The sequence below is a fragment of the Bradyrhizobium genosp. L genome, from assembly GCF_015624485.1.
Classification (GTDB): Bacteria; Pseudomonadota; Alphaproteobacteria; order Rhizobiales; family Xanthobacteraceae; genus Bradyrhizobium.
In genome coordinates, this window is sequence record NZ_CP061378.1 from 1,918,416 (window position 1) to 1,944,094 (window position 25,679).

The following is a 25,679-nucleotide window of genomic DNA, read 5'->3' on the forward strand; positions in this document are numbered from 1 at the left end:
CCGCGAAGGGTTGCTCTTGCCGGTCATCTGATTTAGAAGCATTCTAAATTGAGATTCCGGCCGATTTTGGCCGCGACAGGTGGAGTGCATCATGCAAGGCGACCCGAAAGTCATCGACTATCTGAACAAGGGGCTGCGCAGCGAGCTGACCGCCATCAACCAGTACTGGCTGCATTACCGGGTCCTGAACAATTGGGGCCTGCTCGAGATGGCCAAGGTCTGGCGCAAGGAATCCATCGAGGAGATGGAGCACGCCGACAAGTTCACCGACCGCATCCTGTTCCTGGACGGCTTCCCCAACATGCAGGTGCTCGATCCCTTGCGGATCGGCCAGGACGTCAAGGAGATCATCGAATGCGATCTCGCATCCGAGATCGCTGCCCGTACGCTGTACCAGGAGGCGGCGACCTACTGCCATGGCGTCAAGGACTATGTCAGCCGCGACCTGTTCGAGAGCCTGATGAAGGACGAGGAAGACCACATCGATTTCCTCGAGACCCAGCTCGACCTGATCAAGCGGATCGGCCTCGAGCTCTACACCCAGAAGCACGTCGGCCACCTCAAGGGCGAGGAGTCCTGAGAAGATGTGAGGCTATATCCTCATCTACCGGTGTCATCGCCCGGCCTGTGCGCAATTGCGCACATGGACCGGGCGACCCAGTACGCCGCGGCTCATCGATTCAATCACCGCCGTCTCTGGAATACTGGATCACCCGCATGCGCGGGTGATGACACCGAGCAAGCTGAGCAGATCACCTCGGTACCCTAAGCAGCGCGCTCCGATGCTCTCCCCGAAATTGCCAGAGGCCGCTCAATGAGCGGCCTCTTTGCTGTGCGATCCCGGTTGTCACGCGCTCAATAGCAGCGGGTGATGTTGACGGTGCGGTCGCCGCCGCGGCCGGGCACGGTGACGCTTTCGGTGGGGCAACTCGACACATAGGGGCGATCCGACGGCACCACGGCCGGCGGGTAGCGATGCGCCCAATCCCACGGCACGTCATAGGTGTAGGTGTAATGGGCGTCGTTGGAGACGGGGGTCGGCGCCTCGGCCAGCGGTGCGCCGGCCGCTCCGTCGTAATATCCATAGCCCGGCCAGAACCCGCCGGGTCCGCGCCCGTGATGGCGGAACGCCGGATGCGGGCCGGCAAAGCTGCCACGCGCCGCCGCGGCGCCAGATCTCGCGAAGGTCTCGGTCGGGGAAGCGAGCAGCAACGCTGCAACGCCAAGGGACGCGGCAAGCGCCCCTAATCTTTGATACGCCATGGCACGCACCACTCGGTTACGGAGCATTGTGCGGACGCTAGGCTGCGCGCTGTTGCGCCCGCAAACTCATCCTTAACTATTGGTTAAGAGGTAAGGTTAACAGAGCGTATCGGTCTCAAATCGGCGCGACGGCATGTCGCGTCACGATGGGCGAAGCGCGTTTTGAGCCGCTCAGACCGCGTCCGCCGGAACGAAGCAACTGATGATGATGCCGCCGCGGTGATGCACGTACCACACCACGGCCTCGCCGACCGGATTGCCGCGATCGCGGATGATCGCGCGCTCCGGCACCATCATCCATTCGCCCTCGATCGGCACCCAATAGGCGCCGTTGCGCACGTCGTAGCTGGTGCGGTGGCCGTCGGAGATGTCGCAGCAGGGCACGCCGTTCGGTGCCATCACGCTCTTGAACCAGGCGCGGATATCAGGCGGCACGTTGTCGTACTGACCATTGTCGAAGGCGAGGGCCGAGCCCGCCAACAGGGAGAGCCACGCAAGCAGCGCGAGATGCGCGAGCTTTCGCACTGAATTCCTCCGCGAAACCTGTGTCATCGTCCGCGCAATATCGTCGCGCGAATCCGGTTGTTGGCGTGATTAGGCACGAACCGCGCGCGGGATGCATGCTCAAAGAATGAGCGAAGCGGTGCAGCGAAACTTGATGCAGCGCGAGATCGCTTCAGGACGACTTCTTCGCGCGTGCGTTCTTGACGGGCGCTTTCTTCGCGGGCCTTGCCGTGATGTTGTCCCGGGCCATCGTGAGCGCGCTGCGCAGCGTCGCCGGGTCGGCCTTCGCAAGGCGGACATTGGTGCTGCCGCCCTTGCCCCAGCCGCCCGGTACGGGGCGGAAGATCTCGGGTTCGGCCTCGACCACCATCGCCTGTTGCTCCGGCGTCAGCTTCACCATGCCCCAATCGGCGTCGGGATAACCGAGCGTTGCGAAGATGCGCGTGCCGACGCGGAAGTCGGCGTGGCCGCGATGCGCGCCCTCGACGGCGTCGGGCAGGCTGAGCGCGATCTTGCGGAAGCGAGCTTGCGACATCGCGATAGTTCTCGAACCCGTTACATGGTCCGCTGCGGCGCTGTCTGCAGCAGCTCCTGCAATTCCTTGCCGTAGAACCTGGCGTTGCCGGTGGTGAGATGGCCGCGCGTCTCGGTGCTGGCCGGGATCAGAAAGATCTTGCCGTGCTTGATCCGCTTCACCGCGGCCTCGGTGACGCCGGTCTCCGGCGGATTGCGTTCGTCATCGGCGGCGTTGATGGCAAGCAGCGTGGCCTCGATCTTCTCCATGCCCGCGGAAGGATCGTAGTCGTGTGAGGCTTCCCATTGATAGATGTAGTCGTTGGCATCGGCCGTGACCGGCAGCGCCAGCTGCTCGTCGACCATCTTGTCGGCCTGCGGCGCCGTCGGCGCCAGCGTCTGATAGCCGAGCGTGCCGCCGGCGCTGGCGAAGCGGTAGGCGGCGATGGCGTATTTCATCATCCGCGGCTGGCTCGCATAATTGCCGTCCTTGTAGTCGGGATCGTTGCGGATGGTGTCCAGCATCGTCCGCCGCAGGATCCAGTTGCGCGCCGCCATCGCGGTCGGCTGCGAGGCCATCGGCACCAGAATGTCCATCATGCCGGGATAGCGCACGCCCCAGATCCAGGTGTGCATGCCGCCCATCGAATTGCCGATCACGAGCCTGAGATGCTTGACGTTGAGGCCTTCGGTGACCAGCCGGTACTGCGCGTCGACCATGTCGTTGTAGTCGTATTTCGGAAAGCTGTTGCGCATCGCGTCCGACGGCTTTGAGGATTTACCGTGGCCGATGCCGTCGGGAATGATGATGTAATACTTGGTCGCATCGAGCGGCTGGCCGGGACCGAACAATTCGCCGGCGAAGGCCGGCGTCAGCATGCTCGCCGCCGAGCCGCCGGAGCCGTGCAGCACCAGCACCGGCTGTCCGCTCGGCGCGCCGACCGTGGTGTAATGCAGCCGCAACTCCGGCATCACCTCGCCGGAGTGGAACTTGAAGTCCTTCGCGATCCACTCGCCGTCCTGAGGTGCGGGATAATCTGCGGCCATTGATGGCACCGATAGCGAGACGAGGGCGGCCACCAGCGCCGCGCACAAACGGATCATCGAGCTTCTCCCTGGGCGCGGCGCCTTTGTCCAGCCGCTTGGGCGCAAGCCTAGCATGACAAGGGCGAGCTGTCCGAGAGGCGTGCCTGCGGCTGCGGGAGATTACCCCTGCTTCAAGATGTTGAGCGCATACCAGCCCCAGTACACGCGGTGGCGTTGGATCAGGCCGTCGCTGATCTCCATGACCTCGACCAGGTCCATCTGGTCGCCGTCCGGCGACTGGCGCGGATATTCCCAGGTGATGACGCGGCCGTCGCTGAAGAACCCCTGCTTGAAGCGCTTGCGTTGCGGCGGGTTGGTCTGGAACACGCGTGCGATGAACGCGCGCAAGCTGTCCGTGCCGCGCACGATGCCCCCCCCGGTCTGCATCAAATGCTGCACCAGCGGGCTTTCGATCGAAGCGTCGGGCGCGTAGAGCGCGAGCGCGGCCTCGAGATCCTTGTTGCCGAGAGCTTCGTCCCAGAGCCTGTGGATGCGTTCCGCGTCGTTCATGATTGTCCCTTGCATTTCGTTTGACCTGTCCCGATTTCAGCCTACGGCACGGCCGTGATGTTTCAGGAAAACCTGAAATGAGTGTCGCGGTCGCCTGAATGCGGTTAGGACATTCGGGCGGTTCCGGAGGACGATGCGGTGGGATCATCCCAATCGGTGCAGACGGGCTTTTCGCGGATCGCCGAGGCGCTGGGCGATCCGGCGCGCGAGGCGATGGTGAGTGCGCTGGCCGACGGCAAGGCGCTGCCGGCCGGCGAGCTTGCCGCGGTTGCCGGCATCTCGCCGCAGAGCGCAAGCGCGCATCTGCAGAAGCTGGTAGACGCGCGCGTGCTCTCGGTCTGGGCGCAGGGCCGCTTCCGGTACTACCGGATCAGGGACGACGACGTTGCGGCGCTGATCGAGAATCTGGTGGACCTCGCCACCCGAACCAATGCCGGCCGCAAGCGGGCGATGCCGGTTGACCAGCTCCGGCAGTCGCGCACCTGCTACCATCATCTGGCGGGCCAGCTCGGCGTGCTGCTGTCCAACGCGCTGATCCGCCGCCGGCTTGTCGCGATCGACGGCCGTATTGGTCACGTGACGGAGCAGGGGCTGGCCTGGTGTCGCGCCGAGCAGATCGATTTCGACTCCGCACGCGAGCCGCATTTTCGGCTCTGCAACGACTGGACCGAGCGGGTGCCGCATCTCGCCGGTCCGTTCGCCAACGCGGTGCTGGCGCGGCTGGTCGAGACGCGCGGCGTCGCGCCGCATCGCATTCCACGCGCGCTGCGGATCACCGACAAAGGGCGCGCGTTCTTCGATCGGCTCGGCGTCCAGGTTCCGTTCTGAGCCTGCCGTGCCAGCTAGCGCTCGTCCTCGACCTCCGTCTCCGGGCGATCGTTGCCGGCGGCGGTTTCAATATGCCACTTGCCGTCCGAGGTCTCGTACTGGATCGCCTCGGTGCGCCCGGGGACGCGCTGCTCATTGGCGGCGCGCCGCGCGGCGGCGAGCGCCGCGGCATGGGTTGGAAAAGGTTCCGAGAACACGCCGTTGACGGTATAGGCCCAGCCGCCGTCGTGCTGGACGACCTTGTAGATCACGTGGCTCATCGGGAACCTCGTTTCCGCCGTGAACGATGAGGCTGCCAGAATAGCCCACGATGTCGTATTTTGCAGCAGCCGATCGTCCTTGAGGCACGATCCGGAAGGGAGACCATGATGTGTCGTAACATCAAGACGCTGTTCAACTTCGAGCCGCCGGCCACCGAGGACGAGATCCACGCCTCTGCGCTGCAATTCGTGCGCAAGCTGTCCGGCTTCAACAAGCCGTCGCAGGCCAATGAGGCCGCGTTCAACCGTGCCGTGGCCGAGGTCTCGGACGCGGCACGCAGGCTCCTGACCTCGCTCGAAACCGCGGCGCCCACGCGCGATCGCGAGATCGAGGCGGAAAAGGCCAGGGAGCGCTCGCGGCTGCGGTTCGGCTAACTAGCCGTCCGTGATGTAGGTCACGGTCAGGCGATCCAAGGCCGGCCATGCTTGCTCTTCACCCCGACCTCCGGAGCCAGCCATGAAGCGTGCCGTCCCGCTCACCCTCTGTTCGATCGCGTTCGCGGTGCTGTGGACCTGCGGCATGCTGTGGTCGAGCGGGGTGATCGACCGTGCCAACATCATCATTCTATCGACCTGCGGAGCATTCGCCGGACTCGGCTGGTACTACGCGATGCGCTGGGTGTTCCAGCACATGCAGATCGCGCCACCGCATGATCCTCCGGCCTGACGGAGTGGGACCCAGACTACTTCTTGTCCTTCTTGCGGTGCTTCTTCTTTTTCTTGTGGTCCTCGTCGCCGTCCTCGTCGTCCTCGAAACCGATTGCGTCGACATCGAGCGCGAGCGCTTCGGCAGCCGCGCGCTCGGCGGCCTCCTGCTCGGCCTGCTCGATCGCTTCACGCTCCCTGGTGCGCTTGTAGTCTTCATAGGCATCGAAGATCATGTGCAGCCACGGCATCACCTGGTCGAGCGACGGCAGCGCGCCCTGCGGGCCGGCTTCGCCACGCGGGCCGGCCGGTCCCGGCGGGCCATGCGGACCGGCCTCGCCGCGCGGCCCCTGCGGGCCGGCTTTCCCCGGCGCACCAGCCTTGCCCTGAGGTCCCGGCTTCCCGGCCGGGCCGGCCTTGCCGACCGGGCCCGGCTTGCCCCGCACGCCTTCCTGACCCGGACGCCCCGGATGTCCCTGCGGACCGGGACGTCCCGGCTCGCCCTGACGGCCTTGCGGCCCCTGCGGTCCCCGTAGCCCCTCGCGGGAAGATGTGTCGTCAGCCACTGCTATGCTCCGTCTCGATGTGAAGCCGCTTGTAACAGAGGTTGGATGACGGCTTCAATTCTGCCCGGCCGCGTCGATCCTGGCGATCAACAGTCATATTCGGCTGGCCTGCTGCGAGGGAGCGCGCGTTGCGGTTCTTGAAACTTGACGAGCAGCCTTCGCCACGCACGCGCGATGACGCTTCCGGGGAGGCGGTGGCGCTCGATATCGTGGTGACGCGGCACGATGTAGCGGATGAAGCGAGCTTTCGCGCCACCGGCGTGCTCGATCTCTACGAGGCGCTGTTTCCCGCGAACGAGCGCGACGGCTCCGACGATCTGGTGCGCTGGGTGTTGTCCGACGATGTCGGCGAGCGCCGTGAGTTCACCGTCGACGATTGCGCGATATCATACCGGCTCGACTCGCGCTGCTTCATCCTGCGCGCGGCGCAGCGCGCCGTCGGGCTCGGCTTCTTCACCTACGACCATGCGAGCCATCTGATCTTCTGCAACCATCTCGGTGTCGATCGAGCGTGGCGCGGCGGCGGGCTGGCGCGGACGTTCTATCGCGCGATGGTCGAGATGCTCGACGAGCTGTTTCCGCACAACGTTGGCGTGGTGCTCGAGGTCGAACCGTTCGATCGCGCTCAATTGGAGGCCATCATCGCCGATCTCGAGCGTTCGGGCCGCCGCGAGCTCGCCGCGCATGAGCAGGCCGCGATCCGTAAGTTTCTCCGCGTGCGCTGGTACGACAAGCTCGGTTATTCCGTCTTCGCCGACGGGCGCGGGAAGCAGCCGTTGCTGTGTCGCTCGCCATGTCTCGACCCGTCGCTGCCACGCGCGACGTGGGCCGGTGCCGAGGAAGAGTACTGGCTGATGTGGCATGCGCGGAGCAACGCGACCCCTGCACCGGCGCGCGCAGGCGCGCTTTGGCTGCGGGCGGTCGAGGCCATCTATGTCGAGATCCTCGCAAAATCGCTGGTCGATGATGATCCCGATGGCCGGCGCGATTATTGGCATTACGCGACCGCGCTGGTCGCACGCACGCTGCAACAAATCGCGACGGCCGACGTGGGCCTCGTTCGTCCCGGCGATGGCGAGCTGCTGTCGCGCTGGCGCGATCTTGCGATCGACCTGCCGATCTGAATCCGCTAGCTCTGCTCGCAGTGCGGCGGCACCTCGATGCCGTCGGCGGAATATTCGCGGATCTTGTTTCTGAGCGTGCGCACCGACAATCCGAGCACGCGGGCGGCACGGGTGCGATTGCCGTTGCAGCGCGCCAGCGTCTGCAGCACGAGCTCGCGCTCGACCTCGTCGACGGTCGCGCCGATCAAGAGTGGCACGATTTCATTTGGAGCCAGTGACGGCAGCACGGCTTCGCCCGAAGCCAGGGTGAACGCATAGGACATGACACCTCCCGATCAACGCCCGCCTCACCGCTGAAGCGGAAACATCGAGTACCCAACTACCCCAGAACCGTATTTCCACGGTGGGCCGGTTTGGTTAACAAGTCCTTAACGCGCTGCTAACTCCCTGCTTTGTAAGGAAAATACCCAGAAATCGCCACGATTGCGGTTCCGTCCGTCACAATGTCCGGTAACCGCCGTCGACCATCAGGATCGATCCCGACACATAGGCTGACATGTCGGAGGCGAGGAAGACCGCGGGGCCGACGATGTCCTCCGGCTTGCCGGTCCGGCCGAGCGGAGTGTGGTCCATGAACACCTTCACCAGATCGGGATTGCCGGCGCGGGTCTTCTCGTTCAGCGGCGTCTCGATGAAGCCGGGGCCGATCGCGTTCACCCGCACGCCGTCCTTGCCGAGCTCGGCGGCGAGCGCCTTGGTGAAGCCGAGCACGCCGTGCTTCGAGGCGGTATAGGCCGGCGAGCTCGGCGTCCGCAGATGCACGAAGGACTGGATCGAGCCGATATTGACGATGCGGCCCTTGTTCTTGCGCAAGGGGCTGAGGAAGGCATGCGTCACGTTGAAGACGCCGGTGAGGTTGATCGAGATGATGTCTTCCCAATCCTTGATCACGGCGTCGTCCGCGCCGAGCATGCCGTTGCGCCGCGCGATGCCGGCATTGTTCACCAGGATCGAGACCGGACCGACCTTGTCGGCTACCCGCTTGGCCATCGCGATGCAGGCGTCGCGGTTGGTGACGTCGAGCGCAAAGCTGTCCGCCTTGCCGCCGGCGCTGCGGATCTCCTTCGCCGCCTCCGCCGCCGCGTCGCCGTTCATGTCGAGCAGCACCACGCGTGCGCCTTCCCGTCCATAGCCGGTCGCGATCGCGCGTCCGATCCCGGAGCCTGCGCCGGTGATGACGGCGATGTGATTGTCGAGAAGGGGCATGGCGTTTCCTTGTCCGGTTTTTCTGAACGTTGCCGACAACACTATTCAAAACTGCGCCAACCGAAACGCCAAGCCGCGTTTGCGCGTTGCTGTCATCCGGATTCGGATGACAGTAGGGACCGAACATGGACCCGCATATCAGGCAATGGAAACTTGCGCTCGAGCGCTCTGCCGCGGCGCATGATCCCGATTATGGCGAAATGGCGCGAATGGTTGCCGAGATTGCCGCGACCGACATCGACGAGCCGCTGCGGCAAGCGGCCGCACAGGTGCTGCCGATCCTGCGCCAGGCGGCGGTGAAATCCGCCGATCGCCGCATCAAGGCGATGGCGTTGCGCCGGCTCGGCATCATCAGCGATGCGCTGCACATGCTGTCGGCGCCGCGCTTCGGCCGGCGTGGGCTCGCGCCGAAAATAATGACGCAGGAGGACCAGCACCGGCAATTGCTCGGCCTGCCGCTCGGCCGCCGGCTCGCCGCGACCGAGATCCAGCAGGCCTTCAAGCGCGCCGCCAAGACGGTGCATCCCGACGGCGGCGGCAACGGCAGCGCATTCCTCGAACTCGCCGCCGCGCGCGATGCGCTGATCAAGCATCATTGAGGCCGAACAGCGAAAGCGCAGGGTGGGCAAAGCGAAGCGTGCCCACCATTCTCGCATCGCCTCGTGAAGGTGGGCACGGCGCTGGCGCGCCTTCGCCCACCTTAGTGCGGACGTCGTTGTGCTCAGAACGCGCAGGCGCCGCTGCCGAGCATGCCGGTCTTGAACGCAAACGCGGCATCGAAGGTCGGCAGCTCTTCGCTGACGACGATGAAGTTCGCCGGCCACGGCGTGGTCGGGATGCTCTGATCCCAGATCTGGCAGAAGCCGGTGTCCTGCCAGCGGATCAGGTGATAGGGGTTGGCGCTCGCCGGGCTCGCCGCAGCAAGCACGGACACGGTGACGGCAATGGCGGCGCAGGCAATCGAAAGACGACGCATCGGAATTCTCCGGTTTGAAAATGTGGCGCTCCGTAGGGCAATCCCGGAGCTCTGGGGCCGATCGCCCCGGACATGCTGTGAGTGTTGAAACCCCGGGAACAGGTTCAATGCGGTTTCCGCCTGCGATCGTCCCAAATTGCGCCGCCGCGCGCGCTTGCTACAGTCGGCGCGTCGCGATTCGTATCCACGTCGCGACGTGAACAAATCCTGACGTGAGAAAATCCTGGGGAGACCGCATATGAAACGCTCATCCGCTCTTCGTGCCGCGCTGGTCGCATTGACGGCGTTCGCCGGCCTGGCTCTCTCCTCGGCCGCCAATGCCGACTCTGGCTTCGTGCGGCTGACGATCTACAAGGCGGGCTGGATCATCGGCGGCTCGGGCGGCAGCGGCACGCTGACCTTCCGCGGCCGCTCCTATGCGCTCTCCACCGGCGGGCTCGATTACGGCCTGGTGTTCGGCGGATCGCGGACGGTGCTGCGCGGCCGCGTCAGCAACATCAATCGCCCGAGCGACATTGCCGGCGTCTATGGCGCTGCGGGCGCGGGCCTTGCGATCGGTCGCGGCGCGCGCGCGATCGTGCTCACCAACCAGAAGGGCGCGGTGCTTGAACTGACCGGCCACCAGGAGGGCCTGATGGCGAACGCCGATCTGAGCGGCCTTGCGATCACGATGCGCTAGAGCATGATCCGGAAAAGTGCGAAGCGGTTTTCCGACGAGATCATGCTCAAAAAATCAGAGCGCGCAGCGTTCACCGAAACAGATGCAGCGCTGCGTATTGCAGCAGCATGATGGTCTTGGCATCGACGATGCGCCCGTCGGCGATCATCGCGAGCGCCTCGTCGATCGACAGCTCCAGCACCTCGATGTCCTCGCCCTCGTCGGCGAGGCCGCCGCCGTCGCCAATGCGCATCGCGGCGTCGTATTCGGCGACGAAGCAGTGGATCTTCTCGGTCACCGCGCCCGGGCTGGTGAAGGCCTCGAACACCTTGCGGACGTGCGCGAGCCGGTAGCCGATCTCTTCCTCGGCCTCGGCGCGAATCCGCGCCTCCGGCTCGGCGTCGTCGAGCATGCCCGCGGCAACCTCGATCAGGAGGTCATCGTAGCCATTGGCGAAGGCGGGATAGCGGAACTGGCGCACCAGCACCACGGTCCGGCCAGCGAGATTGTACGGCAGCAGCGCCGCGCCGCTGCCACGCTCGAACACGTCGCGCACCTGCGTCTGCCATTCGCCGTTGGCCCGCCGGTAGTCGAATGTCGCGCTCTTCAGCTCGTAGCGGCCCTTGGCGAGCAGCTTGACGTCCTTGACGCGGACGCGGTCGGCGATGCTCATGCGGTCTCCTGCCTCACTGCGTCGCTTCGCGGCCGTCGAGCCATTTGGCCAACATCACCGAGCTTGATTCCTCGTAACCCAGCGTCTCGTAGAATTTGCCGGCGTTGGCGTTCTCGCGGCGGACCAGCAATTGCAGCTTCGGCACGCCGGCTGCGCGCAGCCAGTCTTCCACGGCTGCCATGATGCTGCGGCCGAGGCCCTTGCCTTGCCGTTCCGGATCGACCGCGACGTAGTAGACCCAGCCGCGGTGGCCGTCATGGCCGACCATCGCGGTTGCGACGATCGCGCCGGCGTCGCGCCCGACCAGCACGGCCGAATTCGGTCCGCGCCGCGCCAGCGCGATGTCGGCTGCGGGATCGTTCCAGGGCCGCGTCAGGCCGCAAGCCCGCCACAGCGCGACGACACCGGCGACGTCGGCATCGGCGATCGGAGCGATCGAGAGGGAGGGCATCGCCAACGCGGTCACAGCACTTTGCCCGGGTTCATGATGCCGAGCGGATCGAACGCCGCCTTGATCTGCCGCATCAGCGCGATCGCGACCGCGTCCTTCACGTCGGGCAGTTCGTCGCGCTTCAATACGCCGATGCCGTGCTCGGCTGAGATCGAACCGCCCAACCGCAGCACGATCTCGAACACCACCGCATTGACGTCGTGCCAGCGTGCCAGGAAGTCGGCCGCGTCGGCGCCGACCGGCTGCGAGACGTTGTAATGGATGTTGCCGTCGCCGAGATGGCCGAACGGCACCGGTCGTGCGCCCGGGATCAGCTTCACCACGGCGGCATTGGCCTCTTCGATGAAGGCGGGGACGGCGGCGACCGGCACCGAGATGTCGTGCTTGATCGAGCCGCCTTCCGGCTTCTGCGCGGCCGACATCTCGTCGCGCAGCTTCCAGAACGCCTGGCGCTGGCTCAAATTCGCCGCGATCACGGCGTCGTCGACGATGCCGTTTTCCATACCCTGGGTGAGGATCGCCTCCAGCGTGTCACGCGCATCGTCGCGCGACGACGACAGCTCCATCAGCACGTACCAGGGGTATTTGCTCGTGAGCGGATCGCGGATGTCGATGCCGTGGCGGAGCGAAAAATCGACCGCGATGTCGGCGAGCAACTCGAAGCTGGTCAGCGCGCCCGCCGCCTCGTTGCGCGCGATCGACAGCAGTTTCAGTGCCGCGGCCGGCGATTGCAGCCCGACATAGGCGGTCTCGATCGCGCGCGGCTTCGGAAACAGTTTTAGCGTCGCCGCGGTGATGATGCCGAGCGTGCCCTCGGCGCCGATGAAGAGGTTGCGCAGATCGTAGCCGGTGTTGTCCTTTTTCAGCTTCGACAGCGCGTTGAGGATGCGGCCATCGGCCAATACCACCTCGACCCCGAGCGCCATCTCGCGCGCCACGCCATAGGCGAGCGCCGCGGTGCCGCCGGCATTGGTCGAGAGGTTGCCGCCGATCGTGCAGCTGCCCTCGGCGCCGAGCGACAGCGGGAACAGGCGGTCGACCTCGGCGGCCTTCTGCTGGGCGATTTGCAGCACCACGCCGGCCTCGCAGGTCATGGTGTTGGACTCGGCATCGACGTCACGGATCTTGTCCAGACGCCGCATCGAGACCACCACCTCGCCATTGTGCGGCGTCTGGCCGCCGACCAGACCGGTGTTGCCGCCCTGCGGCACCAGCGCGATGCGGTGCTCGGTCGCGAGCCGGCAGATCGCGGCGACTTCCGCGGTCGAGGCCGGGCGCAGCACCAGCGGCGAGCGGCCGTGATACAGATCGCGCTCCTCGGTGACGTAAGGCGCGATGTCGGCGGCGTCGGTGACCGCGTATTTCTCACCGACGATGGCGCGGAATTTTTCGATCAGCTCGGGCGGAAGCGGCGGCACGGCAGGCTTTGCGATGTTCATCTTGTTCTTGGTCTTTCACTCACGCAGAAATCTAACCTCGCCCGACCGCGGCACGGCGCAGCCGGTCGTTGATGGCTTCGCCGAGCCCGTCCTCGGGGATCGGCACGACGGCGATTCCATCGGCGTTTCGCTTGTCGAGGCTGCGCAGGTAGCCGAACAGATTGGCGGCGGCCTCGGCGAGATCGCCGCGTTCCGACAGGTTCATCACGACGGAGGCGCATTCGCTGCGCGCGATCTTGGCCGGCCCGAACGCCAGCAGCGCCTCGCCGACATGGACGTCGCTGGCATTGAGCCTGACCGGCGTGCGTGGCGCGTAGTGCGAAGCCAGCATGCCCGGCGCGACCGGCTGGCCGTCGCTTTCGGCGTCCGGCGGCGGCGATTGCAAGGGATGGCCGAGCACGCGCTCGATCTCCTCGCGGGTCAGCCCGCCTGGCCGCAGCAGCACCGGGTCGGAGAAGCAGCCGACGATGGTCGATTCGACGCCGACATCGACCGGGCCGCCGTCGATGATCAGGTCGATACGGCCGTCGAGATCGCCGTTGACGTGCTCGGCCGTGGTCGGCGAGACGTGGCCGGACAAATTGGCCGAAGGCGCCACCACGGCGCCGCCAAAGGTCTTGATGATGTCGCGCGCGACCTTGTGGGCGGGGACGCGGATCGCGACCGTGTCGAGGCCCGCGGTGGCGAGCTCCGCCACCGGGCAGGACAGCGCCTTGGGCAGCACCAGGGTCAGCGGTCCCGGCCAGAACGCCTCCGCCAGCCGCAGCGCCTGGCCGTCGAACAGCGCGATCCGGCGCGCGGCAGCGAGATCGGCGACATGGGCGATCAGCGGATTGAATGCCGGCCGGCCCTTGGCCTGATAGAGGCGGGCGATCGCCGCGGCATTGCCGGCATCTGCGCCGAGGCCATAAACCGTCTCGGTCGGGAATGCGACCAGGCCCCCCTCGGCCAGGACACCGGCGGCGGTTGCGGTGGCGGCGGCGCCGGCGGGCAAAACGTGGGTTTTCAGGCCTGTATCCACGGTGACTAAATCCTCAAAGGGTGCCTTGCGGTCCCCGAAACCCGAGGCTATAAGCCGGCCTCTCAGTCGGAGTGTGGCTCAGCCCGGTAGAGCACTGCGTTCGGGACGCAGGGGTCGCAGGTTCGAATCCTGCCACTCCGACCATTCATCCTCTGCAGGCGTTTCTGATTGCTGGCGGTTTCCGAGTCAACCGCCCCGGAGTCAGCCGGCACCGCCTCCTTCACCTCATTGTCATACCAGCTTCCGCGGCGGCGGTCGCGCGTGATTTGCCGCGGCTGGTTCCCATCAACCTGCTTGCGATATGATCACCCGCACGCGCCTGGGCGCAGAGACGTCCCTGACACGGGGAGACGTCCCTGCGGAGCACGATCCTACTGTTGACCGAAGTCGGTGGATGCAGAGCCGAGGGGGGTCAAAGGGGTCCCGGCAGAGCCATTGCCTGAAAAACGATTACCTCCGAATGAGCCGGTCGCGCCCGATGTGGCTGTTGTGTTGAAGGAGATCGTATTGTTGTAAAGCCGTACCGACGATGCGCCGGAGACGCCGGTCGCATTGTTGCTGACGGTCGAATTGTCGACGACGACCTGCGAGCCGCCATCGCCCACGATGCCGGCGACCGAATTGCCGGAGAAATTCGAGTGTGTCGCGGTGACGCTGTTGCCTGCGGCGACCGCAAGACCGTAGCTGTTTCCGTTCGACGTCACATGATCCAGAACTGCGGCATTGCCAGCGGGGCCGGCAATGACGATGCCGGGACCTACGTTGCTGTTTACCGTCGTATCCTTGATAAGCAGCTTGCTCGGTGCTGTCCGGACATCCAGAATTCCTTGAGCGTTTTGCTCCTGGATTTTCGAGTTCTCGATGATCACATTTTTTGCCGCGACGATCTTGATACCTGGGCTAGCGTTGTTCGTGCTGGAGATCACCAAGCCGCGCAGCACGACCGTTGACAGGCCGTCGCTCTGATTGACGGCAATTTGTATTCCGAAATTCCCGGGAAAGTTTTGCAAAAAGAAGTTGTTGGCGGCGCAGTCGATCGTCACGGATTTCGAGATAAACAGTGGGTACACGTCGGAACTCGAATTCAGACAGAAAATCGTTCCGCCGCCGGCGACCGCCTCGAGCGCGACGGCAAGGGATTTGCACGGCGTAGCCGTGGTCACACAACTGTTGCTATCGCTGCCGTTCGTCGCGACGTAGGCGCTTTGCGCGCGGGCAGTACCGACATCGACGCAGAACGCAACCAGGCCAAGAAGAAAGAAAGCAAATCGCAACTGCATCAACGCCTCCAAAAGGTAGGGGACACAAACGGGGTCCTGAAAGCAGTAATGTTGCTGTCTGCGGTAAGAATTTACAAGCGGAAACGTTGGGTCATTGGTCCTGCCGTCCCGTCGCTCTCCGTCATGCCGCCGTTTCCCGAGGTCGTGGCCGCGCTCGGCGAGCTGAAGCGTCTCGGCTTCCGCACCTGCATCATCTCCAACACCGACGACGGCATCATCGCCGGCAACGTCGCGCAGCTCGGGGGTCACATCGATCGGGTGATCACCGCCCAGCAGGCGCAGGCCTACAAGCCGTCGCGGCAGATCTTCGATCACGCCCATCGGGCGCTCGGGGTCGACGTCGGCCGCGTCGTCCATATCTGCGCGAGCCCGCATCTCGATCTCGCCGCCGCGCGGGACCTCGGGTTTCGCTGCATCTGGATCGACCGCGGCACCGGCCGCCAGCCGCTTGCCGACTACACGCCGAACGCGGTCCTGCCGCGCCTCGATCGGGTTCCCGCCTGCCTGGCGCAGCTCGGCTGGGTTTGACCTGGGCGCGGCAGACGCGCAGCTGGGATCGTACCTCGATCACACTCCGCAACATCTCATAACATCCTTGCCATATCCCGATGCCCGATCGCACATAGGATCGGTCTGTTTGCGAATCGGAGATATCTTCAATGTCTTGGAAAATGAGTTTCATGCGCAGGGGCATCGCGCTGTCTGTCGCGCTGCTCGCCTTGAGCGCAGCGCATGCGACGCCAAATCTCGACGGCCTGGCGGGCGCGTGGTCGGGCGCCGGTCAGATGCGGCCCAAGGACGGTGCCTGGGAAAAGGTCCGCTGCAAGGTCGCCTACGGTGTCACCAAGCCGGGCAAGGCGTTCAGCCTGGATCTCAAATGCGCCAGCGACGCCTACAAGATGTCGCTGTCGGCCAACATCGAGCAGAACGGCGCGCAGCTCTCGGGCAACTGGTTCGAGAGCGAATATCGGCAGGGCGGCAAGATTTCCGGGACCAGCACCGACGACGGGCTGATCCAGGCGAGAATCGAAGGCGAGACCGTCGCCGCGCTGGTGACGATCAAGACCAAGGGCAATCACCAGTCGTTCGTGATGGACGCGCCCGGCTCCTGGCTCTCGCAGGTCGCGATCGAGTTGAACAAGGAGGCGCGCTGAAGCCCGAGCTGTCGGGCTTGCTCGGTTTTGAAAGCGTCTCAGCGCATGTTCGTGGTTAACAGGTTGCAAAAGACTCGCGCCGTCGCGGCGCGATGCTGATACCCCTATCCAGGCATTAAATGCTGCTTAGCACCTCGGTGGTAGGGTTATCCGATAAAACCCTATCGCCAGGCCGTTATGATCAGGCTCAGGACAATCCTCCAGCCGTCCGCTTTCATTGTCGGGAGCGCGCTGGTGTTTGGATTGGCCGGGCATCTGGCCGCCACGCGCTTCATCCACGGACAGCAGACCGAGCATCTCGGCGAGTTGACCGAGGTCGTGCTTCGCCGCGCCGAATTCGCGGTCGATGATGCCGCCGCCAGCCTCGACGACCTGGTCGGCCGTGGATTGACGAGCTGCGACACCGGATCGTTGCAATCAGTCCGGTTGCACATCTATCAACGCTCCGCAGTCAAGGACGTGCGCGTCGCCAACGCCGACGGTTCGGTGATCTGCTCGGCCTATTCGGAGACGCTGGAGTTCGACAAGGGCTGGGTCAGCCGCGGCGACATGTTGCCCGCGCAGGACCCGAAGCTGTCGCTGTTTCGGGTCGAGCAATTCGGCAGCAATGCGCTCGGCCTGCTGCGCGATATCGATCGATCCAGGGCGATGGTCGCGATCCTTGCGATCAATGGCAGCATCGTCGATATCATGCCCGCCGAACTGCGCGCCTCCAGCAAGGTCGCGCTCGCGCTGACCAATACGCAGGAGCTCGACAGCTTCGCGCTGGATGCCGACCGGCCGCTCCGTTCCCCGCAGCAGTTCGACCGAACCTCGACACGCTATCCGCTTCGCGCCACGATCGACGTCGAGAGTGCGGCATTGTCGAGCTGGAACGCCGGAGCGTATTGGCCCGCGCTGATGGTTTCTATCCTGCTTGGCCTTGCGTTCGGCGGCCTGCTGGTCCGCTCGCGCCGCACGGAAGGGCCGCTCGCCGATCTCGATCGTGGGCTTGCCCGTGGCGAGTTCAAGCCGTACTTCCAGCCGATCTTCGATCTGGCCAGCGGACGGATCGTCGGCTGCGAGGTGCTGGCGCGGTGGCTGCGTGACGACGGTTCGGTGGTGCCGCCGATGAAATTCATCCCGCTGGCCGAATCCAGCGGGCGCATCGAGACCCTGACCTGGCAGTTGCTCGAACTGGCGCTCTCCGATCTCCAGGCGGTGCTCCGGGCCGACAAGGAGTTCAAGCTCTCCTTCAACGTCGTGCCGAAGCATCTGTTGCGCACCGGCTTCGTCGATCGCCTGCGCCACACCGTCTCGGCCGCGAAAGTGTCCGCCCGCCAGATCGTGATCGAGGTGACCGAACGCGACGAACTCGACGATTTCGCGCATGCCGCCGCGGTGGTCGGCGAGCTGCGCAGCTACGGCTTTCGCGTCGCCATCGACGACGTCGGCGTCGGCCACAGCGGCCTGTCGCGCATGAAGGGGCTGGGTGCCAACATCATCAAGATCGACAAGTTCTTCGTCGACACCATCACGATCGACGCGTCGACCGCGCCGATCGTCGAGATGCTGGTTGCGCTGGCCGAGGGCCTGCAGATGACGGTGGTTGCCGAAGGCATCGAGTCCGACGAACAGATCCGCGCCTTGACCGCCTGCGGCGTCAAGCAGGGCCAGGGCTATGTCGTCGCGGCGCCGCTGCCGGTCGCAAAATTCCTCGGACTGATCGAGACCGAGCGGCTGCGGAGCACGGACGTCGAGAGCGCGCCCGCGCTGGTCGCCTGAGCGCGGCCCTCCTGCGCCAATGCTTGCTCAGCGCCCGGCGCTGCGCGGCTCGATCTGCACGGTCGCGGTCATGCCGGCCGCGAGCACGACACCCGACGGCACCTGATCGATCTGGATGCGCACCGGAATGCGCTGGGCGAGCCGCACCCAGGTGAAGATCGGGTTGACGGTGGCGACGCCCTGGCCGTTCGGCTGCGCGTTGCCGACATTGATGGCGCGCGCGATGCTGCCGACATGGCCCTGGACCATGTCGTGATAGCCCATCAGCTTCAGGCGGGCCGCGTCGCCGATCTGGATGCTGGAGAGATTGGTCTCCTCGAAATAGGCGTCGACCCAAAAGGAATCGGCGTCGACGATCGAAATCACGCTGTGCTCCGCGGCGGCGAAATTGCCGGCGCGCGCCAGCAGGTTGGTGACCCAGCCATTGACCGGCGCATGGAGCTCGGTGCGCTCCAGATTGAGCTTGGCCTGGTCGAGCTGCGCGGTCGCTTGCGCGACGCTCGCCTCGGCGCTTGCACGCTGGGCGTTGAGGGAATCGATCCGCAGCTTGGCTTGCTTCAGCGTCGCCTGCGCGTTGGCGAGCCCGGCTTCCTGCTGGCGCAGCTGGGAGTCGGTCTGCTGCGCGTTCTGCAGCGTGCCGGCGTTGCGCTCCACCAGCTCCTGATAGCGTTCGGCCTGCTGCTTGGCATAGGTCAGCGCCGCCTGTGCCTGCTCGACCTGGGCCTCGCTCGCGGTAATCTGCGCCTGTTGCACGTCGAGCTGCGATACGACGTTCTGCAGATTGGCCTGCGCCTGCTGCAGCGACGCCTCGGCTTGCTGGACCGCGATCTTGTAGTTGCGCGGATCGATCTGCAACAGCAGATCGCCCTTGCGGACATACTGGTTGTCGGCGACCGGAAGTGCCGTGATGTTGCCGGCGACCTCCGGCGCGACGGTAACGACATAGGCGCGCACGGTGCCGTCGCGGGTCCAGGGCGCCAGCATGTAGGCGCCCCACATCGCCCAGCCCAGCACGATGGCGACCAGGACGGCAGCGAGCGTGACCAGCATCGCTACTCCGCGCCGACCGCCAGACTGAGTGGCGGGCGTGCCGGCGATGCGGTCGGGCGACCACGGCACCTCCTGATTGACGTCCGGTGCCGGCGGTTTCGATTTGCTATCAACGGATGACATGGCGGCTCAGCGTGCGATGACGAGGACGATGGACGACAGCACAATGACGTAGAGGGCGCCGACGAACAACGGCGGGTGCCAGACATGGCGCAGCAGGCCGTAGCGGTCGGCGATCCGGCGCAGCACGATCGTGGCAATCCATGCGACCAGCATGATCACCGCAAACGGCGCGACATAGACTCCGAACAGGTCGATTTCGGCGAATTTCATCCGGTCAACCTCATTGCAGGGCTCCGTCGAAATAGTCGCGATGCTGCGTCAGCGCTTCCGATAGCACGACGATGCTGCCGCGGACGCGCAGATTGGTCTGCGTCGTGTCTCCACGCGCGGCCGCTTCCGCCAGCATTGCGTCGAAACGGCCGAGTTGCGCGATGGCCGCCATGCTGTCGCCGCGGGCGATCGCAGTCAATGCCGGCACGAGTTCGGCGTCGAGCCCGAGCCGGCTGATGATCTCGCGCAGCTGGATGATCTCGGCGCCGACCGAGAGCGCGGCGAGCAGCCAGGCGCGCTGCAGCGGCGTCGCGGCGGCGGGCATCGCGGTCAGCCGTCCCAGCACATGGCCGTTCCAGTCGAGATGGGTTCGACCGCCGGCGAGACGGCGCAGATCGCGCAAGGTCAGCCGCAACAGGCGGCGCGCCCGATAGGCCTGCGACAGCGGCGGCATCAGGCCGAAGCCATAGGCGCCGGCGAAGCAGCCGACCACGGTCGAGAGCGTCGAATTGTAGAACGCCGCGGTGTTGTAGCTCATCGGATTGGTCGGCGAGAGCAGCGGGACGAACAGCAGCGTCATGGCGCCGACCATGCCGATCTGCCAGGGCTTCTTCGCCAGCACCGCCAGCATGCCGAGCGGGACGAGGCAGGCGCCGATCACGAGGCTGAGCGTCAGGAAGCTGGTCGGCAGCGCCGGAAGCACGGCAAAGGTGATGATCGAGGCGAGGGCGAGATCGACCACGACGCCGGCGGTGAAGGCCAGCGTGCCGGCATAGGCCGCCTCGGCCTGCGGTCCGCGCAGGATGATGTTGATCATGGCGAAGGTCAGGGCGCCGACGCCGTTCGGCCACCCCGTCACCACCCAGAGCAGCGCCATGATGGCGATGGTGGCAAAGGCGCGTGCGCCGTTGACCAGCGCCGGCAGATAATCGGCGACCCGCAGTCGCCATTTCGTGCGCACCGGACCCGGCCGTCCCGGATACACCACCAGCGTCAGCCCGGTCATGGCATGCATCATGCTGACCAGGACCTCCGCCGTCTTGTCGGCGAGCAGCCGTTGCGACGGGCTGTCGGCCTCGAGCTCGACCAGCCGCCGCACGCCGCGCTGGTATCTGCGCTGCAGCGCGTCGGGGTCGGTGACCCAGCGCTGCGGGTCGGCGGATTCCACCGGCGCCGACGGGTCGGGACGGAGCAAACCCAGCACCAGTTGCGCCTGTTGCCGCGCCTGCTCTGCCGGAAGGTGATCGAGGTGGTTGCCGACGGCGCGCCAGCCGACCAGGCCGCCGAACAATCCGTCCATGGTCCGCTGCAGCAGCGCCGCATAGGAGCGGATCTGCGAGGATTCGCCGGCCGATTGATCGATCACCGGATCGAGCGCGCCGACCTGTCTGATCAGATCGCGCCGGAGCGGCCGCATATCCGGCAGCGGGGTGCCACCGCGCGCCAGCGTATCGATGAAGCCGTCCATCACCCTGGCCGCCACGGCGGCGATCGCCTTGGCCAGCCGGCGCGGCGCGTCGCCGGTGTCGGTCAGGACGCCGACGACGCCGGCGCAGAAGATACCGATCATGATTTCGCTGCCGCGCGAAAGCGCAAGCGGAAAGACGGCGTTCGCATTGACGCCGCCGACGCTGCCGAGCGCGCCGCCGGCGATGATCGCGACGGTATAGCCGGCGAGGCCGGCGCTGTAGGCGGCGTGATTGCTGAGCAGCGTGGTGACGAATGCGCAGATCCCGCCCCAGGCCGCCAATGCGGTGAGGAACAGGATACGATCCTGGGCAAGGAAGGCGGCCAGCACCAGGCTCACCACGGCGCCAACCAGCGTGCCGAGCGCGCGAAACCAGCCTTTGCGCAGTCCGGCACCGAGTTGCGGCAGGCAGCTCACCGCCGCCGACGTGCCCGCCCAATAGGGCTGATCGAGCTGCAGCCAGAACGCCACGAACAGCGCGGCGCAGACCGAGAGCCACAGCTGGACGCCGTAGCGGATCGGGAATCGCAGCGCCCAGATCGCACCGAGCAGCCGGTCCGGCGCGAGTGCGCGCAGGCCGCGCGGCGGCGGTTCACCCATATCCCGGACCACTTCCGTCATGTGCACGGCCCTTCGGGTGACGAAAGCAACGCAAGCTTCGGCAGCCAAAAGCTTGCCGACATCCGCGCAACGTACAGGCGCCGCCGGGCAGCCGCCAGTCGAAAAGAGATGCCGTGATCGAGCGCGTGACGAGACTGCGCGCTGTGGACTGAACATTTCCACATCGTCATGGCCAGGCTTGTCCCGACCATCCACGTCTTTCCTCACGCAGCAGACAAAGACGCGGATGCCCGGGACAAGCCCGGGCATGACGAATCCTGGCGAATGAGCCTCACTCGCCGGGAACGAGCTGCATCGCCGCCGGCTGCGCGAGGCGGCGATGCCGGCGCCGCGACAGATAGAGCAGCAGGCCCGTCACCGCGAACAGCGGCATCATCGCTGCGGCCAGCATGAAGGCGAGCTTGCCCGGCCAGCCCAGGATGGCGCCGCGGTGGATGTCGAGCACGCTGGCGAGGATACGCTCGCCAAAACTCTTGTCGGCGTAGCGATCCGACGCGACGAGGCGTCCGGTGACGGCATCGATGCGGAACTCGTCGCGCACGGTATCGAGCGACGCGTCGCGTGCCCATGACCGGACCCGCACCACGGTGCCTGCGCCGGCTGGCAGCGTCAGCAGGGCCCTGCCGTAGCTGTCGCCCTCCTGCTGCAGGAACGTCGACCAGACGTGATCGAAGGTCAGCGGCTTGGGGTCGGCTTTGGCATCGGCGGCGTTCGCATCAGCTTTGGTCTTGCCTTCGGTGCTGCGCGACGCCTTGGGCTGCATGGCCGTGGCTTGCGGGTGCGTCAGCAGCCATTTGGCGCCATCCTTGTACCACTCGAACGAATAGGTCAGGCCGGTCAAGGTCATCACCAGATAGACCGGCAGCACCCAGGTGCCGATCACGGCATGCAGCGAGCGGTGCAGGCCGCGGCCGCGCAGCCCCAGATTGGGCTTCAGCCAGGTCTTTACACTGCGCACGCGGTGCGGCCAGCGCAGCACGAGACCGGTGATCAGCATCACGATCAGGCAGATAGCCGCCGATCCGGTGATCTTGCGGCCGACGCCATTGCCGTCGCCGGGCAGCAGCAGCCAGCGATGCAGCTTGCGGACGGTGGCGAAGAAATCCTCAGCCCTCGGCGAGCCAAGCACGCGCCCATCATAGGGGTCGACATAGACCGACGACGGCCGCGTGCCGCCCTCGGTGCGGGCAAAGCGGAGCCGGGCCGCGGCCGATGGATCGCTCGACATCGTCACGGCGGAGACCTTGCCGAAATCGCCGGCCGCCGGCAGCCGTGCCACCAGCTCATCCGGCGTCAGCCGCCGCGCCGCGCTGGGATCGACGCGCATGATGTGGCTGTTCAGGCTGGCCTGGATCTCATCCTCGAACGCCATCGTCGCGCCGGTGATGCCGACCACGGCCCAGAGCAGCGCGAGCGCGAGACCAATGACGGAATGGACCTGCAGAAGCGCGGCCTTGAATGAAGATTTGCTCATGACGTCAGAGAATGTGGAACACCGGAACCAGCGGCCTATCGTAATCGCCGCCTATTCAACAGCGCGCCGGACCCTACCCAAGAGCAAGCTGCGATGCCACAAGGCCAGTTTGGAATCGATCCAGTTCGGTCGGATGTGGGGCAACAAACTCATCGTCGTCCCTGCTTCGCGCGAGCGCATGCACACATGGTGCGACGGCTTATACGTCAGGAAGGCACCAACGGAAGGGTTCCCTCCCCCCTTGCGGGGGAGGGTTAGGGAGAGGGGTAAGCCGCGTGGGCGGTGTTTGTGGCTTACCCTTCTCTCCAACTCTCCCCCGCAAGGGGGGAGAGAGCCCTACCACCTCCCGTGCGGCCTTAAGCAAGATCGGCTGAGTGAGACGTGTGCATGCCTAGGGCCTTCGCAGGGACGACGGGTGGAAAGAGTTACGTGTCACTAGAACTTCACCGTCGCCGACAGCGAGACGCGTCGCGCGTCGCCCAGCGCGACGTTGAGGTTGCTGACCGCGGAGGAATAGTAGATCGTGTCGAACAGGTTCTTGACGTTGAACTGGTAGATCACCGGCAACGTGTCGACCTTGGTCTCGTAGGTCGCGAAAATATCCGCGACCGTGTAGGCCGGCATGTAGAAACTGTTGACGGCGTCGCCGGGCCGGCTGCCGACATAGCGCGCGCCGCCGCCGAGGCGGAGCTGGCCGGGCAGGGTGGTACCGAAATCGTAGACCAGATAGAGCGAGCCGGTGTTGAGCGCGACATTCTGCAACTGCTTGCCTGCGAGCGTCGGATCTTCGGTCACCCGCGCGTCGGTATAGCCGTAGCTGCCGATCATGCTCCAATTGTCGGTCAACCGGCCGGTGACGTCGAACTCGACGCCGCGCGAGCGGACCTTGCCGGCGGTGCGGTACTCGACGACCGACGTCGTCGAGTTGAGCTGCGACACCAGCACGTTCTTCTTGTCGATGTCGTATAGCGCAAGCGTGCCGGACAGCCGCTTGTTGACGTCGAACTTGACGCCGGTCTCCCACTGCGTGCCCTCTTCGGGCGCGATGTTGGAGCCGATCACGACGCCGCCGGTGAGCGGCGCGATGGTCGATGTCGGCTTCAGCGACTGTGTCCAGCTCGCATACAGCGAGACCTGGTCGGTGAGCTTGAGGATGGCGCCGCCGAGCGGCAACGCCTTGTCGGCCGAGACGTTGGTGTTGGTGATGAAAGGCACGCCCTTGCCCGCGATCTGGTCGTAATCCATGTAACGCACGCCGCCGACCAGCGCGAAGCGCTCGGTCAGATGCAGCGTGTCCTGGAAAAACAGCGACCACTGGCCGAGCTTGTCGGTCTGGGCACTGTCGGCGGCCGAGACTGTCGTGCCCGGCGTGACCAGACCATAGACCGGGTTGTAGAAGTTGAAGCTCGGCGTCGCCTGCCGGATCAGCTTGTCGCGGTAGATCGTGCGATACTGACCGTCGCCGCCGAACAGCACCTCGTTGCGCATATTGCCGAGCCAGACATTGCCTTGCAGGTAGGAGGTGCCGTAGCTCGAATTGCTCAGGGAGCCCCAGGTGCCGTCGTCGCTGCGCGTCTCGACGCCGGTCTTGGTGTTGATGCCGGTGATGCGGAGCTGGTTGGCGCTGAACGTCTCGGTGTTGTAGCTGTAGGCCGCGAACAGCTTCCAGTTCTCGTTGAGGCGATGCTCGACCGACGTCTGTATCAGGTCGGAGGTGCCCCACATGTTGTTGAAGGGTTCGTCGAGCCGGCGCGTCGCCGGAATCTGGAGCGGCGCCTTGGTGGTGAGATCGAACGCGGTGCCGCGGTCGAAGGGAGTGATGAACTCGCGATGCTCGTAGTTGAGCTGAACGGTGGTGTTTTCGCCATACCAGGCCAGCGACGGCGCCACCAGCATCTCGCGGTGACGACCGAAATTGCGCCAATAGTCCTCGCTGACGCCGTAGCCGATGAAGCGATAGGCGAGCCCATTGTTGCCGATCGGGCCGGTGACGTCGACGGTGCCGTCGGCACCGGTCTTCGCATTGGCATAGCTCGAGCCGAGCAGGGTGACCGAGCCGTGCTGATAGAGCTCGGGCCGCTTACTGATGGTGTTGACGATGCCGCCGGGATCCATGATGCCGTACAGCAGCGAGGCCGGCCCCTTCAAGACCTCGACGCTCTCGACGGCGGCGTTCAGGCTGCGGCCCTGCACCAGCGGCATGCCGTTGCGCATGATCGAGCCGTCGCGGTTGTCGCCGAAGCCGCGCCGCATCACGGCGTCCTGGGTGCCGGCCAGCGTATTGGCCTGGGTGACGCCGGAAACATTGATCAGCGCGTCGTCGATGTTGCGCGGCAATTGATCCCTCAGCACCTGCTCCGGCACGACATTGACCGTCTGCGACGTATCGAGCGGCGAGGCGCCGCTGCGCAAGGTGGTCGCGCTCGGCATTGCGCGATAGCCGAGCTTGGCTTGAGCAAGCGCGGCTGCGGCCGCGGCGGCGCGCTCGGACGCTGTCGGCTGCGCCGGCTGGGCGTTGCGGTTGTGCTGGCGCGCGGCGGCCGTCGCGCGCGTTCGCTGCGCCGACTGCGTTGCCGCGCTCGCCGGCTTTCGTTTTTGGATCGGTGATTCCACCGTGACCGGCGGCAGCGCGACGCTCGATTGCGCGTTCGCGCTGGTCACCGCAACGGTGACATCGGCGAGCAGGAATGCCGCACCGATCATGAGATGGCCACGATTCTTGTCGGAAGGATTTCGATGGCGTCCGACAAGCCGGCCATCAGCGGTGACAGTCACGTTCTCAATTCCACTCAGCAAATTTCAGTCGCGCGCC

The 25,679-nt window shown here is 65.5% G+C and carries 29 protein-coding genes, 1 tRNA gene and 1 pseudogene; 11 read left to right on the top strand and 20 right to left on the bottom strand.

Going from position 1 to position 25,679, the window contains the following annotated elements:
- The first annotated feature begins 91 nt into the window (after positions 1 to 91).
- The gene (gene bfr, locus IC762_RS08955) at positions 92 to 580 is read left to right on the top strand and encodes a bacterioferritin (RefSeq protein ID WP_195788441.1); all 489 of its coding nucleotides are present in this window, start codon (positions 92 to 94) and stop codon (positions 578 to 580) included.
- Positions 581 to 855: 275 nt separating this feature from the next.
- Here bfr and IC762_RS08960 read toward each other — a convergent pair whose 3' ends face one another.
- The 5 genes from IC762_RS08960 to IC762_RS08980 form a co-directional block, all read right to left on the bottom strand.
- Complete coding sequence (locus IC762_RS08960; RefSeq protein ID WP_195788442.1) at positions 856 to 1,263, bottom strand: hypothetical protein; 408 nt, start codon at positions 1,261 to 1,263, stop codon at positions 856 to 858.
- 171 nt (positions 1,264 to 1,434) lie between these two features.
- A complete protein-coding gene (locus IC762_RS08965) occupies positions 1,435 to 1,788 on the bottom strand; it encodes a hypothetical protein (RefSeq protein WP_195788443.1) in 354 nt (117 codons plus the stop codon).
- A gap of 151 nt (positions 1,789 to 1,939) precedes the next feature.
- Entirely contained in the window at positions 1,940 to 2,302 is a 363-nt protein-coding gene (locus tag IC762_RS08970; RefSeq protein ID WP_195788444.1) for an MmcQ/YjbR family DNA-binding protein, read from the bottom strand.
- A gap of 20 nt (positions 2,303 to 2,322) precedes the next feature.
- A complete protein-coding gene (locus IC762_RS08975) occupies positions 2,323 to 3,384 on the bottom strand; it encodes an alpha/beta fold hydrolase (RefSeq protein WP_195788445.1) in 1,062 nt (353 codons plus the stop codon).
- 102 nt (positions 3,385 to 3,486) lie between these two features.
- Entirely contained in the window at positions 3,487 to 3,876 is a 390-nt protein-coding gene (locus IC762_RS08980) for a nuclear transport factor 2 family protein (RefSeq protein ID WP_246801487.1), read from the bottom strand.
- Between the two features lie 138 nt (positions 3,877 to 4,014).
- On the opposite strand from IC762_RS08980, the gene IC762_RS08985 reads away from it, so the two are divergent.
- On the top strand, positions 4,015 to 4,704 hold the full coding sequence (locus IC762_RS08985; RefSeq protein WP_195788447.1) for an ArsR/SmtB family transcription factor: 690 nt from the start codon (positions 4,015 to 4,017) through the stop codon (positions 4,702 to 4,704).
- Positions 4,705 to 4,718: 14 nt separating this feature from the next.
- Here IC762_RS08985 and IC762_RS08990 read toward each other — a convergent pair whose 3' ends face one another.
- Positions 4,719 to 4,964 carry a DUF2188 domain-containing protein gene (locus IC762_RS08990; protein WP_195788448.1) on the bottom strand — a complete coding sequence of 82 codons (246 nt, stop codon included), beginning with the start codon at positions 4,962 to 4,964 and terminating at the stop codon, positions 4,719 to 4,721.
- 108 nt (positions 4,965 to 5,072) lie between these two features.
- Here IC762_RS08990 and IC762_RS08995 point away from each other — a divergent pair, with 108 nt between their 5' ends.
- Positions 5,073 to 5,339, top strand: coding sequence for a DUF2277 domain-containing protein (locus tag IC762_RS08995; RefSeq protein ID WP_195788449.1), 267 nt, complete (start codon positions 5,073 to 5,075; stop codon positions 5,337 to 5,339).
- A gap of 82 nt (positions 5,340 to 5,421) precedes the next feature.
- Positions 5,422 to 5,631 (top strand): hypothetical protein, encoded by a 210-nt coding sequence (locus IC762_RS09000; protein WP_195788450.1) that lies wholly within the window; start codon positions 5,422 to 5,424, stop codon positions 5,629 to 5,631.
- Positions 5,632 to 5,647: 16 nt separating this feature from the next.
- On the opposite strand, the gene IC762_RS09005 is transcribed toward IC762_RS09000, so the two are convergent.
- Positions 5,648 to 6,175: a collagen-like protein gene (locus IC762_RS09005; protein WP_195788451.1), complete on the bottom strand. Its 528-nt coding sequence runs from the start codon at positions 6,173 to 6,175 to the stop codon at positions 5,648 to 5,650.
- A gap of 128 nt (positions 6,176 to 6,303) precedes the next feature.
- Here IC762_RS09005 and IC762_RS09010 point away from each other — a divergent pair, with 128 nt between their 5' ends.
- Positions 6,304 to 7,299: a hypothetical protein gene (locus tag IC762_RS09010; RefSeq protein ID WP_246801488.1), complete on the top strand. Its 996-nt coding sequence runs from the start codon at positions 6,304 to 6,306 to the stop codon at positions 7,297 to 7,299.
- Positions 7,300 to 7,304: 5 nt separating this feature from the next.
- Here IC762_RS09010 and IC762_RS09015 read toward each other — a convergent pair whose 3' ends face one another.
- Positions 7,305 to 7,562: a helix-turn-helix domain-containing protein gene (locus tag IC762_RS09015; protein WP_195788452.1), complete on the bottom strand. Its 258-nt coding sequence runs from the start codon at positions 7,560 to 7,562 to the stop codon at positions 7,305 to 7,307.
- A gap of 175 nt (positions 7,563 to 7,737) precedes the next feature.
- Positions 7,738 to 8,505 (bottom strand): SDR family NAD(P)-dependent oxidoreductase, encoded by a 768-nt coding sequence (locus IC762_RS09020; RefSeq protein WP_195788453.1) that lies wholly within the window; start codon positions 8,503 to 8,505, stop codon positions 7,738 to 7,740.
- A gap of 125 nt (positions 8,506 to 8,630) precedes the next feature.
- On the opposite strand from IC762_RS09020, the gene IC762_RS09025 reads away from it, so the two are divergent.
- Positions 8,631 to 9,104 carry a hypothetical protein gene (locus IC762_RS09025; RefSeq protein ID WP_195788454.1) on the top strand — a complete coding sequence of 158 codons (474 nt, stop codon included), beginning with the start codon at positions 8,631 to 8,633 and terminating at the stop codon, positions 9,102 to 9,104.
- Between the two features lie 122 nt (positions 9,105 to 9,226).
- Here IC762_RS09025 and IC762_RS09030 read toward each other — a convergent pair whose 3' ends face one another.
- Entirely contained in the window at positions 9,227 to 9,481 is a 255-nt protein-coding gene (locus IC762_RS09030) for a hypothetical protein (RefSeq protein WP_195788455.1), read from the bottom strand.
- 238 nt (positions 9,482 to 9,719) lie between these two features.
- Here IC762_RS09030 and IC762_RS09035 point away from each other — a divergent pair, with 238 nt between their 5' ends.
- Complete coding sequence (locus IC762_RS09035) at positions 9,720 to 10,160, top strand: hypothetical protein (protein WP_195788456.1); 441 nt, start codon at positions 9,720 to 9,722, stop codon at positions 10,158 to 10,160.
- Between the two features lie 70 nt (positions 10,161 to 10,230).
- On the opposite strand, the gene IC762_RS09040 is transcribed toward IC762_RS09035, so the two are convergent.
- Genes IC762_RS09040 through IC762_RS09055 form a run of 4 tightly spaced genes read right to left on the bottom strand, consistent with a single transcriptional unit; the run spans position 10,231 to position 13,723 of the window.
- A complete protein-coding gene (locus IC762_RS09040) occupies positions 10,231 to 10,812 on the bottom strand; it encodes an NUDIX domain-containing protein (protein WP_195788457.1) in 582 nt (193 codons plus the stop codon).
- Positions 10,813 to 10,825: 13 nt separating this feature from the next.
- The gene (locus IC762_RS09045) at positions 10,826 to 11,263 is read right to left on the bottom strand and encodes a GNAT family acetyltransferase (protein ID WP_195788458.1); all 438 of its coding nucleotides are present in this window, start codon (positions 11,261 to 11,263) and stop codon (positions 10,826 to 10,828) included.
- 11 nt (positions 11,264 to 11,274) lie between these two features.
- Positions 11,275 to 12,702 carry an FAD-binding oxidoreductase gene (locus IC762_RS09050; protein WP_195788459.1) on the bottom strand — a complete coding sequence of 476 codons (1,428 nt, stop codon included), beginning with the start codon at positions 12,700 to 12,702 and terminating at the stop codon, positions 11,275 to 11,277.
- Between the two features lie 31 nt (positions 12,703 to 12,733).
- Complete coding sequence (locus IC762_RS09055; protein WP_195788460.1) at positions 12,734 to 13,723, bottom strand: L-threonylcarbamoyladenylate synthase; 990 nt, start codon at positions 13,721 to 13,723, stop codon at positions 12,734 to 12,736.
- A 67-nt stretch (positions 13,724 to 13,790) separates the two neighbouring features.
- On the opposite strand from IC762_RS09055, the gene IC762_RS09060 reads away from it, so the two are divergent.
- Positions 13,791 to 13,867: transfer RNA gene (locus tag IC762_RS09060), tRNA-Pro, on the top strand.
- Positions 13,868 to 14,094: 227 nt separating this feature from the next.
- On the opposite strand, the gene IC762_RS09065 is transcribed toward IC762_RS09060, so the two are convergent.
- Positions 14,095 to 15,003, bottom strand: coding sequence for a right-handed parallel beta-helix repeat-containing protein (locus IC762_RS09065; protein WP_195788461.1), 909 nt, complete (start codon positions 15,001 to 15,003; stop codon positions 14,095 to 14,097).
- Positions 15,004 to 15,114: 111 nt separating this feature from the next.
- On the opposite strand from IC762_RS09065, the pseudogene IC762_RS09070 reads away from it, so the two are divergent.
- The 3 genes and pseudogenes from IC762_RS09070 to IC762_RS09080 all read left to right on the top strand — a co-directional run.
- Positions 15,115 to 15,531 (top strand): annotated as a pseudogene (locus tag IC762_RS09070) (HAD family hydrolase); the annotation flags it as partial.
- A 152-nt stretch (positions 15,532 to 15,683) separates the two neighbouring features.
- On the top strand, positions 15,684 to 16,157 hold the full coding sequence (locus IC762_RS09075; protein ID WP_246801490.1) for a hypothetical protein: 474 nt from the start codon (positions 15,684 to 15,686) through the stop codon (positions 16,155 to 16,157).
- Positions 16,158 to 16,391: 234 nt separating this feature from the next.
- Positions 16,392 to 17,921 carry an EAL domain-containing protein gene (locus IC762_RS09080; RefSeq protein WP_246801491.1) on the top strand — a complete coding sequence of 510 codons (1,530 nt, stop codon included), beginning with the start codon at positions 16,392 to 16,394 and terminating at the stop codon, positions 17,919 to 17,921.
- Positions 17,922 to 17,948: 27 nt separating this feature from the next.
- On the opposite strand, the gene IC762_RS09085 is transcribed toward IC762_RS09080, so the two are convergent.
- The 5 genes from IC762_RS09085 to IC762_RS09105 form a co-directional block, all read right to left on the bottom strand.
- A complete protein-coding gene (locus IC762_RS09085) occupies positions 17,949 to 19,094 on the bottom strand; it encodes an HlyD family secretion protein (protein WP_195788465.1) in 1,146 nt (381 codons plus the stop codon).
- A 6-nt stretch (positions 19,095 to 19,100) separates the two neighbouring features.
- Positions 19,101 to 19,304: a DUF1656 domain-containing protein gene (locus tag IC762_RS09090; protein WP_195788466.1), complete on the bottom strand. Its 204-nt coding sequence runs from the start codon at positions 19,302 to 19,304 to the stop codon at positions 19,101 to 19,103.
- Between the two features lie 10 nt (positions 19,305 to 19,314).
- A complete protein-coding gene (locus IC762_RS09095) occupies positions 19,315 to 21,393 on the bottom strand; it encodes an FUSC family protein (RefSeq protein WP_195788467.1) in 2,079 nt (692 codons plus the stop codon).
- Between the two features lie 271 nt (positions 21,394 to 21,664).
- Positions 21,665 to 22,867, bottom strand: coding sequence for a PepSY-associated TM helix domain-containing protein (locus tag IC762_RS09100; protein ID WP_195788468.1), 1,203 nt, complete (start codon positions 22,865 to 22,867; stop codon positions 21,665 to 21,667).
- Between the two features lie 435 nt (positions 22,868 to 23,302).
- Complete coding sequence (locus tag IC762_RS09105; RefSeq protein ID WP_195788469.1) at positions 23,303 to 25,570, bottom strand: TonB-dependent siderophore receptor; 2,268 nt, start codon at positions 25,568 to 25,570, stop codon at positions 23,303 to 23,305.
- Positions 25,571 to 25,679 lie beyond the last annotated feature (109 nt).